Annotated in this window: 13 protein-coding genes and 1 tRNA gene; 8 read left to right on the forward strand and 6 right to left on the reverse strand. The window is 68.0% G+C overall.

Annotated elements, in window-relative coordinates; translation table 11 throughout:
* Positions 1-23: 23 nt before the first annotated feature.
* From FA702_RS11690 to FA702_RS11710, 5 genes are all read left to right on the forward strand, one after another.
* Positions 24-704, forward strand: coding sequence for a DUF1013 domain-containing protein (locus tag FA702_RS11690; RefSeq protein ID WP_210417642.1), 681 nt, complete (start codon positions 24-26; stop codon positions 702-704).
* Between the two features lie 134 nt (positions 705-838).
* Positions 839-1,636 (forward strand): crotonase/enoyl-CoA hydratase family protein, encoded by a 798-nt coding sequence (locus tag FA702_RS11695; protein WP_136956285.1) that lies wholly within the window; start codon positions 839-841, stop codon positions 1,634-1,636.
* 43 nt (positions 1,637-1,679) lie between these two features.
* Positions 1,680-3,065 (forward strand): RNB domain-containing ribonuclease, encoded by a 1,386-nt coding sequence (locus FA702_RS11700; RefSeq protein WP_136956286.1) that lies wholly within the window; start codon positions 1,680-1,682, stop codon positions 3,063-3,065.
* 122 nt (positions 3,066-3,187) lie between these two features.
* Positions 3,188-3,261 (forward strand) — tRNA-Cys (locus tag FA702_RS11705).
* Between the two features lie 103 nt (positions 3,262-3,364).
* Positions 3,365-4,246, forward strand: a complete 882-nt coding sequence (locus FA702_RS11710) for an LOG family protein (RefSeq protein ID WP_136956287.1) — start codon at positions 3,365-3,367, stop codon at positions 4,244-4,246.
* A 22-nt stretch (positions 4,247-4,268) separates the two neighbouring features.
* Here the strand turns inward: FA702_RS11710 and thiD are convergent, their stop codons facing one another.
* From thiD to glmM, 3 genes are all read right to left on the reverse strand, one after another.
* Entirely contained in the window at positions 4,269-5,039 is a 771-nt protein-coding gene (gene thiD, locus FA702_RS11715; RefSeq protein ID WP_136956288.1) for a bifunctional hydroxymethylpyrimidine kinase/phosphomethylpyrimidine kinase, read from the reverse strand.
* 25 nt (positions 5,040-5,064) lie between these two features.
* Positions 5,065-5,289, reverse strand: a complete 225-nt coding sequence (locus FA702_RS11720; RefSeq protein ID WP_125954209.1) for a DUF1272 domain-containing protein — start codon at positions 5,287-5,289, stop codon at positions 5,065-5,067.
* Between the two features lie 202 nt (positions 5,290-5,491).
* Positions 5,492-6,829 carry a phosphoglucosamine mutase gene (glmM, locus tag FA702_RS11725; protein WP_136956289.1) on the reverse strand — a complete coding sequence of 446 codons (1,338 nt, stop codon included), beginning with the start codon at positions 6,827-6,829 and terminating at the stop codon, positions 5,492-5,494.
* A gap of 84 nt (positions 6,830-6,913) precedes the next feature.
* Here glmM and FA702_RS11730 point away from each other — a divergent pair, with 84 nt between their 5' ends.
* On the forward strand, positions 6,914-8,218 hold the full coding sequence (locus FA702_RS11730; RefSeq protein ID WP_136956290.1) for a dicarboxylate/amino acid:cation symporter: 1,305 nt from the start codon (positions 6,914-6,916) through the stop codon (positions 8,216-8,218).
* 137 nt (positions 8,219-8,355) lie between these two features.
* Positions 8,356-8,970: a superoxide dismutase gene (locus FA702_RS11735; RefSeq protein WP_125954207.1), complete on the forward strand. Its 615-nt coding sequence runs from the start codon at positions 8,356-8,358 to the stop codon at positions 8,968-8,970.
* A gap of 47 nt (positions 8,971-9,017) precedes the next feature.
* Here FA702_RS11735 and FA702_RS11740 read toward each other — a convergent pair whose 3' ends face one another.
* The 3 genes from FA702_RS11740 to FA702_RS22795 form a co-directional block, all read right to left on the reverse strand.
* On the reverse strand, positions 9,018-10,211 hold the full coding sequence (locus FA702_RS11740) for an AI-2E family transporter (RefSeq protein ID WP_136956291.1): 1,194 nt from the start codon (positions 10,209-10,211) through the stop codon (positions 9,018-9,020).
* Between the two features lie 137 nt (positions 10,212-10,348).
* The gene (locus tag FA702_RS11745) at positions 10,349-11,002 is read right to left on the reverse strand and encodes a sigma-70 family RNA polymerase sigma factor (protein WP_136956292.1); all 654 of its coding nucleotides are present in this window, start codon (positions 11,000-11,002) and stop codon (positions 10,349-10,351) included.
* Complete coding sequence (locus tag FA702_RS22795; protein WP_223806667.1) at positions 10,995-11,153, reverse strand: NepR family anti-sigma factor; 159 nt, start codon at positions 11,151-11,153, stop codon at positions 10,995-10,997. The genes FA702_RS11745 and FA702_RS22795 overlap by 8 nt, the downstream gene beginning before the upstream one ends.
* A 320-nt stretch (positions 11,154-11,473) precedes the next feature.
* On the opposite strand from FA702_RS22795, the gene FA702_RS11750 reads away from it, so the two are divergent.
* Positions 11,474-13,117, forward strand: coding sequence for a CHASE domain-containing protein (locus FA702_RS11750; RefSeq protein WP_168196057.1), 1,644 nt, complete (start codon positions 11,474-11,476; stop codon positions 13,115-13,117).
* Positions 13,118-13,140: the final 23 nt, after the last annotated feature.

The raw sequence follows: 13,140 nt of genomic DNA on the forward strand, positions 1-13,140 counted from the left end.
GCAACCAGCCCGCGTATCCGCTGATGCCGCACGCGACGGCGTCCTGGCTTGTCGACAACACCGCGCTCACTTTCGAGCAGATTGCCGAATTCTGCGGCCTGCACCTCCTTGAAGTGCAGGCGATGGCGGACGATCTGGCTGGCGCGAAGTACACCGGCCGCGATCCCGTGCGCTCGGGCGAACTGACCCAGATCGAGATCGAGCGCGGCCAGGCAAACGCGGACTATCGCCTGCGCATGCAGAAGGCCCCGCTGTCGGTCAACCGCACCAAGGGGCCGCGCTACACCCCGGTGTCGAAGCGCCAGGACAAGCCCGATGGCATCGCCTGGATCCTGCGCCATCACCCGGAAATCTCGGACGCGCAGATCGGCAAGCTGATCGGCACCACGCGCAACACCATCGCCGCGATCCGCGATCGCAGCCACTGGAACATCCAGAACATTAACCCGAAGGACCCGGTCACGCTGGGCCTGTGTTCGCAGCGTGAGTTGGACGGGCTGGTCGCCAAGGCGGCCAAGCGTGCGGGCATTACCGAAGAGGACGCCGGCGGCGACAACCGGCTGGGTTCGGATCGCGACGCGCTGATCGAGGAACTGCGCGCCGAGCGCGAGGCCCAGCACAAGGCCGCCGTGGAAGCCGCGCAGGAGGCCGAGGCCCGCGCCTGGCTCGAAGCGCGCCGCGCCGAAGGCGTGTCGGACAGCTGAGCCGCCCTTGAGCGATAACATAGAAAGGCCGCCGGGAGCGATTCCGGCGGCCTTTTCGTGTTCGTGGCCTATGGACCGGCGCTTCCATTTGCGCGAACAAGAACTCCGGAAGAGGATAGCAGCCGGATCACGCCATGAATTTTGCCGATCGCGTCACCATCACTGTCGAGAACCACGTTGCGCACGTCCTGCTGGACCGGGCGGACAAGATGAACGCGCTGGACGATGCCATGTTCGGCGCGATCGTTGATGCCGGCCACGCCCTGTTCGATCTTGGCGGCGTGCGCGCCGTCGTCCTGTCCGGCGCGGGGCGGGCGTTCTGCGCGGGGCTGGACCTTTCGAGCATGGGCAACACCGATCGCTGGAAGGAAGGCTCGCTGGTCGATCGCACCCACGGCAACGCCAACCGCGCGCAGGAGGCGGCGATGGTGTGGCGCAAGCTGCCGATGCCGGTGATCGCGGCGGTGCATGGCGTCTGCTTCGGCGGCGGGCTGCAGGTGGCGAGCGGCGCGGACATACGCATCGTCGCGCCCGACGCGCGCATGGCGGTGATGGAAGTGAAGTGGGGGCTGGTGCCCGACATGGCCGGCTACGCCCTGTGGCGTGGCAACGTGCGCGATGATGTGCTGCGCGAACTGACTTACACCCACCGTGAATTCAGTGGCGAGGAAGCGGTCCGGCTGGGCTTCGCCACGCATGCCGATGCCGATCCGCTGGGCGCCGCCCTGGCGCTGGCGCACACCATCGCCGGCAAGAGCCCGCACGCGGTGCGCGCGGCCAAGCAGCTCAGCAACCGTGTTCCCGATCTGCCGGAGGCGGACGTGCTGCTGGCCGAAAGCGTCGCCCAGCAGGAACTGATGTACAGCCCTAACCAGCGCGAGGCGGTAATGGCGGGGCTGCAGAAGCGCGCCGCGGACTTCATCGATCCCTGATGGCGGCGAACACGGCACGCACGGCCAGGGCTGACTCCACACGATGAAGGCATTGCACGACCCGCAGGGCATCCTGTCGCAGGGCCTCGCCGCTATACGCGACCGCTTCCAGGTGCCGCAGGGTTTTCCCGCGTCGGTGCTGGCGGCGGCCGAACAGGCGGCGAAGCGCGTGCCATCGCTTCACGTCGACCGGACGGCCGAGCCCTTCGTCACGCTCGATCCCGCCTCGTCCACCGATCTCGACCAGGCCTTCACCATCGCGCGATCGGGCGCGGACCTCGTGCTGCGCTATGCCATCGCCGATGTCGCGTGGTTCGTGGAGGATGGCGATCCCGTTGACGAAGAGGCGTGGCGGCGCGGCGAAACGCTCTATCTGCCCGATGGCAAGGCCGGCCTCTACCCGCCGGTGCTGGCCGAAGCGGCGGCAAGCCTGCTGCCGGCGGGGCCACGCCCGGCCGTGGTCTTCACCGTTCGCGTGGCGCCCGATGGCGAAGCACGGCTGGACGGGGTGGAGCGCGCGCTGATCCGCAGCCGGGCGAAGCTGGCCTATGCCACCGTGCGCGATGGCGATCTGCCGCCCGATTTCAGCGAACTCGCCGCGCGCGTCGCTGCCGCCGAAGCGCGGCGCGGGGCGGCGCGGGTCGATCCGCCTGAACAGGAAGTGGTCGCGCTGGGGCAGGGGCGCTATGCGTTGGCCTACCGCCCCTTGCTGCTGTCCGAACGGCGCAATGCCGCGCTGTCGCTGGCGACCAACCTTGCCGTGGCGCAGGCCCTGCTAGCGCACGGCACGGGCCTGTTCCGCGTGATGGCCGGTCCCGACGACAAGGCGGTCGCGCGGCTACGGCAAACCGCGCTGGCGCTGGCGCTCGACTGGCCTTTGGCGATGCCGCTGGCCCAGTTCGAAAAGACGCTCGATCCGGCACAGCCCCGGCAGGCGGCGTTCATGATGGCAGTTCGCCGCGCCGGCAACGGCGCCGGCTATGCCCCGCTCCAGCCGGGCGTGCCGCCGTGGCACAGCGCCATCGCCGCCTCCTATGTCCACGCCACCGCGCCGTTGCGGCGGCTGGCCGACCGCTACGTGATCCGCGCGGCGCTCGCCGTGTGCAACGGCGATCCGGTGCCTGAAGCGGTGACCCGCGCCTTTGCCGGCCTGCCCGACGTGATGGCGCGGGCCGATGCCCTGGCCGGGCGGATCGAGCGCGGCGTGATCGATCTGGCCGAAACCGTGATGCTGCGCGACCGGACCGGGGAGCGGTTCGACGCCGTCGTCACCGACAGCGAGGGCGATTCGGCGCGCATCCAGCTTGCCGGCCTGCCGGTCGTCGCGCGCGTCCGGGTGCCCGGCGTCCTCCCCGGCACCCGCATCGCGGTGCGGCTGGACCAGGCCGACTCCGCCACCGGGCGGCTGGTCTTCAGCCTGGCACCCTGATCCGGCCCCACATCCGGCCCCACGTCCGGAACCGGCAACTTGCGAAAATCGGAAGAATCCGATTGCGGCCAACCGGCGTTCCGGCTAACCGCCCCTCTCTCCACGCGCTTGCCGCGCATCGAGGCCCGATGGCGGAGTGGTGACGCAGCGGACTGCAAATCCGTATACGCCGGTTCGATTCCGGCTCGGGCCTCCATTTCTCCCTATCGCGCGTTTCGCATCGCTCTTGGCAACCGCAGCGCGCTGCCGGACCAAGTTCGGCATTGCGCTTTGCCGCATGAATGACGACGTAGGCAGGCATGACTGAAGAAGAAAAGAACCGGGAGCTTATCAACCGGAAGTTCTACAAGGCCGAGCAGGAAGCGGGCTTTGTCGAATCCCACCCCAGAACCACGCCGCAGCAGCAGGACCCTGCCTATCGGCTGGCGTTCCGCGATACGGACTTCCTCCTGCGCGAGGAATTGCGGCCGGTGCGGTTCCAGCTCGAACTGCTCAAGCCCGACATGCTGCTGGACGAAGCGGGCATCGGCTCCACGCTGGTGATGTACGGATCGGCGCGGATTCCCTCGCCCGAGCATGTCGAGGGGCTGCTGGCCGCCGCCACCTCGCCCGAGCGCAAGGCCGTGGCCGAGCGGCTCGCCGCCAAGGCGCACTATTACGACGAGGCGCGCAAGCTGGCCGGCATCGCCAGCCGCTGCGCCGTGGTGGAAGACGGCAAGCGCCAGTTCGTGATCTGTTCGGGTGGCGGGCCTTCGATCATGGAAGCGGCCAACCGTGGCGCGGCGGAGGCGGGGGCGGAATCGATCGGGCTCAACATCGTGCTACCGCACGAACAGGCGCCGAACGGCTATGTCACCCCGCACCTGTCGTTCCAGTTCCACTACTTCGCGCTGCGCAAGATGCATTTCCTGCTGCGCGCCCGCGCGGTGGCGGTGTTTCCGGGCGGGTTCGGCACGTTCGACGAATTCTTCGAACTGCTCACGCTGATCCAGACCGGCAAGATGAAGCCCATCCCGATCCTGCTGTTCGGCAAGGATTTCTGGAACCGCGTGGTGAACTTCGAGGCGCTGGCCGAGGAAGGCGTGATCAACTTCGACGATCTGAAGCTGTTCCACATGGTCGAAAGCGCCGAGGACGCCTGGCGCCACATCACCGGCTTCTACGATCTCGAATGCGATTGAGCGGCCGGAGTCAGGGACGGCGTCAGGACCCGGGATCGCGGTCCTGGCGCACCGCCTGATGGCCCAGCGGGCCGTGCCCGGCGCCGAAACCGGGCGCGGCTTCCAACGCGGCGCGCACGAAGCGGCGCGCGCCGTCCACCGCGTCCGCCAGCGCAAGGCCCCGCGCCAGCAGCGTGGCGATCGCGCTCGATAGCGTGCAGCCGGTGCCGTGGGTGTGGCGGGTGACGATGCGAGGCGCGGTCCAGACCCGTTCCGTCCGGCCGGGCACGACCAGCCGGTCCACCACCTCGTCGCCATCGGCATCGCCGCCCTTGGCGATATAGGCGACGCCGCGCGCGCGCATCGCCGCGTCCCCGCCCAGCGCCGCGAGTTCGGGCACGTTGGGCGTGGTCAGCGTGGCCGCGCGCATCAGCCGCTCGAACGCGTCGATGGTCGCCGCGTCGGCCAGCGCCGCGCCGCTGGTGGCGATCATCACCGGGTCGAACACCACCGGCACGGCCAGCCGTTCGACGCGATCGGCCACGACGGCGGCGATCGCCGGCGAACCGAGCATGCCGATCTTCACCGCATCGACGCCGATGTCGTCCACGCAGGCATCGATCTGCGCTGCGACCATTGCCGGATCGACCGGCAGCACGCCATGGACGCCGGTGGTATCCTGCGCCGTCAGCGCGCAGATCGCGCTCATGGCATAGCCGCCCAGCATCGTGATCGTCTTGATGTCGGCCTGGATGCCGGCGCCACCGCCCGAATCGGACCCGGCGATGGTGAGGATGCGGGGCGGGGGAATCATGGCTGCGGGCAGAGGTTGCGGGCCATCACGCCTTGAACTTGCGCTCGCTGGACGGCGGATGCTTGGCGTGAAGCGCCTTGGCGCGCGTGGGCCGGTCCATCAGCTCGCCGCCGCAATTGGGGCAGCGATCGTCCAGTTCCTCGGCGCATTCGGCGCAGAAGGTGCATTCGAACGAGCAGATGAACGCACCGGGCGCTTCGGCCGGCAGGTCGGTTCCGCAGCGTTCGCAATCGGGGCGCATTTCGAGCATCGCCAGTTCCTTCCGCAAGGGCGCCTGCGTCCCCGCCCACCCCCAACCCCTCCCGCAAGCGGGAGGGGAGCGAGACTTGCGCCGCCGCAGGTGGCGTTAGTCGCAGCGGGGTGGGCCTGTGGTACGCACGGCTACCAACACCCCCTGGCCGCGAAGCACAAAACCATGCCCTCTACAAGCGCGCCTTCAACAAGCGTGGGCGTTACGCTGCCTTCCGCACGGCGTCGCAGATCGCGTCGACCACGCGTTCCACCTCTTCGGCATCATCGCCTTCGGCCATCACGCGGATGACCGGTTCGGTGCCGGACGGGCGGATGACCAGCCGGCCCTTGCCCGCCAGCCGCGCTTCGGCATCGGCGATCGCCGCCTTCACCGTGTCGGCCTCCAGCGGCTTGCCCCCGGCGAAGCGCACGTTCTTGAGCAGTTGCGGCACCGGATCGAACAGGTGGAGCAGTTCGCTGGCCGGCTTGCCCGAGGAGACAAGCGCCGCCAGCACCTGCAGCGCGGCGATCGTGCCGTCGCCGGTGGTGGCGTGATCGGCCAGGATCATGTGGCCCGATTGTTCGCCGCCCACGTTGTAACCGCCCTCGCGCATCTTCTCCAGCACGTAGCGATCGCCGACGGCGGTGCGGATCAGGTCCAGCCCCTTGCTCTTGAGGAAGCGTTCGAGGCCGAGGTTGGACATGACCGTGGCTACCACGCCGCCGCCGCGCAGTTCGCCGCGCGCAGCCAGCTGGCTGCCGATCAGCGCCATGATCTGGTCGCCGTCCACCGTCTGCGCTTTTTCGTCGACCACGATCAGGCGATCGGCATCGCCGTCCAGCGCGATGCCGATGTCGGCGCGCACTTCGCGCACCCTGGCCTTGATCGCTTCCAGGTGGGTGGAGCCGACGGCGAGGTTGATGTTCTTGCCGTTAGGTTCGACGCCCAGCGTGATCACTTCCGCGCCCAGTTCCCAAAGCGCGGAGGGCGTGACGTGATAGGCAGCGCCGTTGGCGCAATCGAGCACGATGCGCAGGCCGTCCAGCCGCACGTTGTCGGGCAGCGAAGCTTTGACCGCGTGGATATAGCGGCCGCGCGCATCCTCGATGCGGCGGGCGCGGCCGACTTCGGTGGCGTCGGCCAGCGGCAGGTCCTGCTCCAGCATCGCCTCGATCGCGAGTTCCGCCTCGTCCGACAGCTTGTAGCCATCGGGGCCGAACAGCTTGATGCCGTTATCCTCGAACGGGTTGTGGCTGGCCGAGATCATCACGCCCAGATCGGCGCGCATCGAACGGGTCAGCATGGCCACGGCCGGCGTCGGCATCGGCCCCAGCAGCACCACGTCCATGCCGACGCTGGTGAACCCCGCCACCATCGCGCTTTCCATCATGTAGCCCGAAAGGCGGGTGTCTTTGCCGATCACCACGCGATGGCGGTGATCGCCGCGCTGGAAATAGCTGCCGGCGGCCTGGCCGACCTTCATCGCCGTGGCCGCCGTCATCACCCCGGCGTTGGTCCGGCCCCGAATGCCGTCGGTGCCAAAGAACTTCCGTCCCATGAAAACCCTTTATCCCTGTTCGCGCGCCCTGGCGGGTCGCCGCGCATTGCGCTCTTGCCCTACACGATTAAATGTCACCAGCGCATGAACCAAGCGATTAACGATCCGTCATCGCCCTCCCCCTTGCCGCCGATCGCGCAAGTGCCCGCCCTGTGGACCTTTGCCGCGCTGACGGCGGGCCTGCTGGGCGGGCTGGCGCTGGCCTTTGTCGCGCCTCACGCCCTGCCCGCCGTGCTGGGCGTGGTGGAGCCGGTGGGCGACCTGTGGCTGCGCGCGCTGAAGGCCACGATCGTGCCGCTGGTGGCCGCGCTACTGTTCACGGGCATCGTGCAGACGGTGGCGACGGCGCAGGCCGGCGCCATGGCGCGGCGCAGCCTCGGCGCGTTCCTGGCCTTCCTGGCGTTCAGCGCGGCGATGCCGATGGTAGTGACGCCCGCGCTGCTGGCGCTGCTGCCGATCCCGGGCGGGTCCGGGTCGGCGCTGCGCACCAGCCTTGCCGGCAGCGCGCCTGTGACCGGCGCCGTGCCGGGAATCGGCGAATTCCTGCGCTCGATCGTGCCGACCAACGTGATCGATGCCGCCGCCAACGACCGGATGCTGCCGATGATCCTGTTCATGGCGGTGTTCGCGCTGGCCAGCACCCGCATCGCGCGGCCGCAGCGCGAGATGCTGGCCACCTTTTTCGCCGGGCTTGCTTCCGCCATGCTGGTGGTGATCGGCTGGGTGCTGGCGCTGGCCCCGCTGGGCGTGTTCGCGCTCAGCCTGTCGGTCGCGGCGAAAAGCGGGACGTCGGCGATCGGCGCGCTGGCGCACTATGTGGTGATCGTGGTGCTCACGGGATCGGTGGTGTTCCTGGCCGGATACGCGATCGCGGCGCTGATCGCGCGCAAGCCGTTGATGGGCTTCGCCCGCGCCGTCCTGCCCGCGCAGACGCTGGGGCTTTCGACGCAAAGCTCGCTCGCCTCGCTGCCGGCGATGCTTGGCGCCTGCCGCACGCTGGGCCTGCGCGAAACCACCGCCGAATTCGTGCTGCCACTGGCCGTGGCGCTGTTCCGCGCGACCAGCCCGGCGATGAACCTCGCCGTCGTGATCTATGTCGCGCACTGGTATGGCGTGCCGCTGGCCCCCGCCCTGATCGTCTCGGGCTGGGCTATGGCGATCCTCGTCTCGCTCAGTTCGGTCAGCCTGCCGGGCACGATCAGCTTCATCGCCTCGGTCGGCCCGATCGCCATCGCCATGGGCGTGCCGGTGGAGCCGCTGGCGCTGCTGGTGGCGGTGGAAGTGCTGCCCGATCTGATGCGCACGCTGGGCAACGTGACGATGGACGTGGCGATCACCGCCGTGATCGATCGCGCAGTGGGAACAGCGGGAGACGAGGAGCCACGGTAATCGGCAAACGCACCATCGCTGATTAGAAAAAATCGCTGGAAAATCGGCACGAATGCCATAGGCGGCGGGCAACCAAACGCCTTCCCCGGCGTTGGTTGCACGAACCGTTTTCTCCCCACGATCGATCTGGAGCGACCATGGCGATTTCCCTGATTACCCTGCCCTATGCCGAAGACGCGCTGGCCCCGGCCATTTCCGCGACCACCGTGCAGACCCACCATGGCAAGCACCATCGCACCTATGTCGATCGCACCAACACCGCGATCGAGGGTGGCGACCTGGCCGACAAGCCGCTGGAAGACATCGTCGCCGCCGCCGAGGCCAAGGGCGACAAGGGCCTGTTCAACAATTCGGCGCAGACCTGGAACCACGGCTTCTACTGGTTCAGCCTCGCCCCGACGTCGGCCGCGCCGACCGGCGATCTCGCCGCCGCCATCGAAAGCTCGTTCGGCTCGTTCGACGCGCTGAAGCAGGAACTCGCGGCGCAGGGCACGGCGCACTTCGCTTCGGGCTGGGTGTGGCTGGTCGAAAAGAACGGCAAGCTTTCGGTCGAACAGACCCATGATGCCGCCACCTACACCACGCTCAGCGGCAATCCGCTGCTGGTGATCGACCTGTGGGAACACGCCTACTATCTCGACCACAAGAACGTGCGCCCGAACTACCTCAAGGACGTGATCGACAATCACCTGAACTGGGAATTCGCCGCCGAGAACTTCGGTCGTGGCGCGCTCTGGACCTATCCGGCCTGATAGCCGGTCTGAAATGACGGTCTGACGTGATGCGCAGGGCCGGCCCGTCAGGGCTGGCCCTGTTCCGCTTGGAACGGCGCGTGGCCCAGCGATGGCGCCGGCCCCTCCGGCTCCGCGGTGTCGATGCCCGGCTCGAACAGCGGTTCCCCGAACAGGAAGCCCACCACGTTGGGGCACCCCAGATGCTCCAGCAGCGCCGAAATGGTCAGCAGGATGGGGACCGAGAGCAGCGCGCCCAGCACGCCCCAGATCCACGTGAAATAGCTGATCGCCAGCAGGATCGAGACCGGATTGACGGTGAAGCGCGCGCCCAGGATCGAGGGCGTGATCAGATTCGATTCGATCGCGTGCAGGCCCAGGTAAAGCAGCATCGGCAGCAGCCCCAGCGCCACGGTGGAGGCGGTGCCCAGACCCACCAGCGCCAGCAGCGCCATCATCGTCAGCGGCCCGATATAGGGCAGGAAGTTGAGCACGAAGGCCAGGCCGCCCCACATGATCGGCGCGGCAAGGCCATAGGCCCAGGCGCCGCCCGCCACGATCAGCCCCACCCCCAGGTTGATCTGCGCCACCGTGAGCATGTACGAGGCGACGCGGTCCTGCACGTCGCGCATGACCTTGGCCATCCGCACCGACGCGCCGAAGCTGTGCCGGTCGAGCAGCAGGCGCCGCTTCATGCGGATGCGCGCCTCGATCATGAAAAACGCCATCAGCAGCGTCAGCAGCGTTTCCAGCACCACGCTGGGCGTGGCGAAGGCGACCTGTTCGATCACCGATGGCCCGGCCAGCACGACCTCGCGCGCGGGATGGCCGGCGATGCGCCCCAGTTGCCGGTTGATATCGCCCAGCCACGCGAAGTTGTCGCGCAGTTCCGCCGACCGCTGGCTGATCTGCCGCACCAGCTGCGGCACCTGGTCGACCATGACGAAGGCCGGTTGCAGGATCAGCGTCAGCGCGGCGACGATAACCGCGATCATGGTGATGATCGCCACAAACGAGGCGAGCATGTTGGGCAGGCCCAGCCGGACGAGGCGATCGGCCAGCGGCGAGAGCACGATGGTGAAGATCATCGCCGTTACCGGCGGCAGGAACACCACCGATCCGATCGACAGCACGAACGGCAGCGCCAGAAACAGCCCGGCGCCCAGCAGCAGCAGGATCGCTGATTGCAGGCGCGCCTGCGGATCGGTCGCCGCATCGGCGCCGGCGGGAAGGGTGGCGGGTCGGTCTTCAGGCTGCGGCACGGCACGCGCTTTCGGATGGGATCGCTGCCACCCTACGCAAGGGTGCCGCGCCGGTTCAAGCCCCGCGATGGTCGGCCATGGGGTCGATCCCGCGATCTATCCTGCCCACCCGGCGCTGCCGCCGGGCGCGGTCACGCTTACGCGCCGGACTGCACCGATGCGTCCAGTTCCGCCATGATCGCATCATGGGCCACGTCGTTTCCGCTGCGGCGCGGCAACTGCCCGCTTTCTATCATCTGCGCCAGCGCGGCGCGGGCGCGTCCGACGCGGCTCTTGATGGTTCCCACCGCGCACTGGCAGATCTGGGCCGCTTCTTCGTAACTGAACCCGCCAGCGCCCACCAGCAGCAGCGCCTCGCGCCGTTCCGGGGGCAGCGTCAGCAGCGCCCGGTGCATGTCCGAAAGGTGGAGCGGCGCTTCCTGCCCGGCGGGGGCCACGAGGATACGCTCGGCCACGACTTCGTCGTAGTCGGCGCGAAAGCGGTTGCGGCGCATATCGGTGAGATAGGCGTTGCGCAGGATCACGAAGGTCCAGGCGCGCATGCTGGTGCCCGGCTCGAACCGGTCCTGCGCGGCCCACGCCTTGAGGAGCGTTTCCTGCACGAGATCGTCGGCAAGGTCGGGCCGTCCGCACAGCCCCCGCGCGAAAGCGCGAAGGTGGGGGATCACAGCGGTCAGTTCGCGCTTGAACGACGCGGCGTTGGAAGAGGTCGCGTCCTTTCGGGGTGCGTCGTCTCCGTTCGCCACGCGTTCACGCCGGCCGCTCTCCGGGATCCGGGCGGGCTCAGCCATGCTGGTCGTCATCGAGCTGGTCAAGCAGGCGCGCGAAGCTGTCGGGCAACGGTTCCTCCACGACGGAATCGTAAAGACGCTTCAATCCTTCGGCCCATTCGGGCTTCGTGGACTTCGCACCGGGCCGATGAGGCGCATCGAGGGACTTCATGGGTTTCTCTTTCGGCATTCGTTCTTGCGAGCCTCCCCCCCCCTTTGAGGATCATGGCAAAAAGGATCCGCAACGCGGCGATGTGAGCATTAGCCCGCCACGGAGCCGGCAAGCCAGCGATCATGACGGGACGTTTGATTGTGGAACGAAACCGGCGGCGGGAAGTTCCCCCGAAATTGCCGGGAACGCCCGATCGGGCAAGACATGGACCCGTGCGCCGGCCATAAACGTTTGGCATGGTAGTCTGGCACGATCATCGACGGTGATCAGCCGCAAGCAAGGATAACAAGCGGGTGGAGACACGCCTGTCGCGCAGGACCATGAAGTCACGCTGGTATGCCCGGTTTCCCCGGGCCGTGCCGGTGGGGATTTTCGTGCTGACGATGGCGATCACCGGCGTCAGCGTCTATGCGATCGAGCGCGCCGAACGGCAGCGTGAAACCGCGCAACTCGGCCAGATCGCGCAGTCCGTGGCGTCCGGCCTCGAACGGCGCGCCAATGCCAGTTCCGCCTATCTGCGGTCGGGCGCCGCGCTGTTCGCGACGCAGCGCGTGGTCGAAGCGCCGCTGTTCCAGACGTTCATTGGCCAGTTGCATCTCAACGGCACCTATGCCGGTTCCGACGGCATCGGCTGGGCCATGAAAGTGAACCGGCAGGATATTCCCACGGTGGAGGATGTGATCCGCCGCAACGGTGATCCCGCCTTTGCCATCCGTCCCCGTCCGGCGGCAAGCGCACGCTTCGTGGTGCCGATCATGTATCTCCAGCCGGACAGCGAGCGGAACCGCCGCGCGATCGGCTTCGACATGCATTCCGAGCCCGTCCGTCGCAGCGCGATGCAGACCGCGGAACGCCTGGGCCGCCCCACCGCGACGGGCAAGGTCGTGCTGCAACAGGAAGGCCCCGGCGGCGGTTCTCCCGGATTTCTCATCTACATGCCGGTCTATGGCCTGGGCGGAACGCGGATTGAACAGAACCTGCGCGGGTTCGTCTATAGTCCGTTCAACGCCCGCCAGTTCCTGGAAGCCTCGATCGACACGGTCAGCATGGAACCGGCGGGCATTCGCCTCTACGATCAGGCGGTCGCCCCGGCCAACCTGCTGGCGGAAGTGCCGCTGGCCAGCCGCTCGGGCCTTGTCGCCCGCCGCGCGATCGATCTCGCCGGCCGGCGCTGGGTGCTGGAAGTGGAAGCGCCGGCTTCGGCCATGCTCAGCGGCATGTCGGTAATGACCTTGCTGTTCGGGTTGCTGGTGGCCACCCTGCTGCTGGTCCTCGCGCGCGTGCTGACGCATCAGGCTTCCGAAGACCGCGAGGCGCTGGCCTGGTTCGAGCAGCAGGCCTCGATCCGCAACTCGCTGACGCGCGAACTGAACCACCGGGTCAAGAACACGCTGGCCAACGTGCTGTCGATCATCGCGCTGACACGCCGGCGCGCGACCAGCCTCGACAGCTTCGCGGACAGCCTTGAGGGACGCATTCGCGCGCTGTCCGCCACGCACGACCTGCTCACCCAGTCCGAATGGGGCGCAACGCCGATCCGCGCGATCGTGAAGGCCGAAATGGCGCCTTACGCGCAGGATGCGGAACGCCACCTTGTTCTGGGCGGGCCGGACGTGGATCTTGCCCCGAACGACGCGCTTTCGCTCGGCCTTGCCATTCACGAACTGGCGACCAATGCCGCCAAGTATGGTGCGCTAAGCGTGGAGGATGGGCAGGTGTCGGTGCGCTGGGCGATGGTCGCGGACAATCTGGCCCGGATCGAATGGCAGGAGCGCGGCGGCCCGGCGGTTTCGGTGTCCGGGCGCCGCGAACGCGGCTTCGGCACCGATCTGATCGAGAAGATCGTCGCGCACGAACTGCGCAATCCGGTCGATCTGCGCTTCGATCCGGAGGGGGTGTCCTGCACGCTGACCGTGCCGGTGCGCCGTCGCGGCGATTTCGCGATCCGCGAGAGCAAGGCCTAGGGCCAGGACCGATTGCAGGCGCC

This window comes from Novosphingobium sp. EMRT-2 (genome assembly GCF_005145025.1).
Classification (GTDB): domain Bacteria; phylum Pseudomonadota; class Alphaproteobacteria; order Sphingomonadales; family Sphingomonadaceae; genus Novosphingobium.

Bases quoted from the DNA above. Each gene is read 5' to 3' on its own strand.
- FA702_RS11690 (WP_210417642.1), top strand. From the start codon at position 24: ATGCCGCACGCGACGGCGTCCTGGCTTGTCGACAACACCGCGCTCACT.
- FA702_RS11695 (WP_136956285.1), top strand. From the start codon at position 839: ATGAATTTTGCCGATCGCGTCACCATCACTGTCGAGAACCACGTTGCG.
- FA702_RS11700 (WP_136956286.1), top strand. From the start codon at position 1,680: ATGAAGGCATTGCACGACCCGCAGGGCATCCTGTCGCAGGGCCTCGCC.
- FA702_RS11710 (WP_136956287.1), top strand. From the start codon at position 3,365: ATGACTGAAGAAGAAAAGAACCGGGAGCTTATCAACCGGAAGTTCTAC.
- thiD (WP_136956288.1), bottom strand. From the start codon at position 5,039: ATGATTCCCCCGCCCCGCATCCTCACCATCGCCGGGTCCGATTCGGGC.
- FA702_RS11720 (WP_125954209.1), bottom strand. From the start codon at position 5,289: ATGCTCGAAATGCGCCCCGATTGCGAACGCTGCGGAACCGACCTGCCG.
- glmM (WP_136956289.1), bottom strand. From the start codon at position 6,829: ATGGGACGGAAGTTCTTTGGCACCGACGGCATTCGGGGCCGGACCAAC.
- FA702_RS11730 (WP_136956290.1), top strand. From the start codon at position 6,914: ATGAACCAAGCGATTAACGATCCGTCATCGCCCTCCCCCTTGCCGCCG.
- FA702_RS11735 (WP_125954207.1), top strand. From the start codon at position 8,356: ATGGCGATTTCCCTGATTACCCTGCCCTATGCCGAAGACGCGCTGGCC.
- FA702_RS11745 (WP_136956292.1), bottom strand. From the start codon at position 11,002: ATGGCTGAGCCCGCCCGGATCCCGGAGAGCGGCCGGCGTGAACGCGTG.
- FA702_RS22795 (WP_223806667.1), bottom strand. From the start codon at position 11,153: ATGAAGTCCCTCGATGCGCCTCATCGGCCCGGTGCGAAGTCCACGAAG.
- FA702_RS11750 (WP_168196057.1), top strand. From the start codon at position 11,474: ATGAAGTCACGCTGGTATGCCCGGTTTCCCCGGGCCGTGCCGGTGGGG.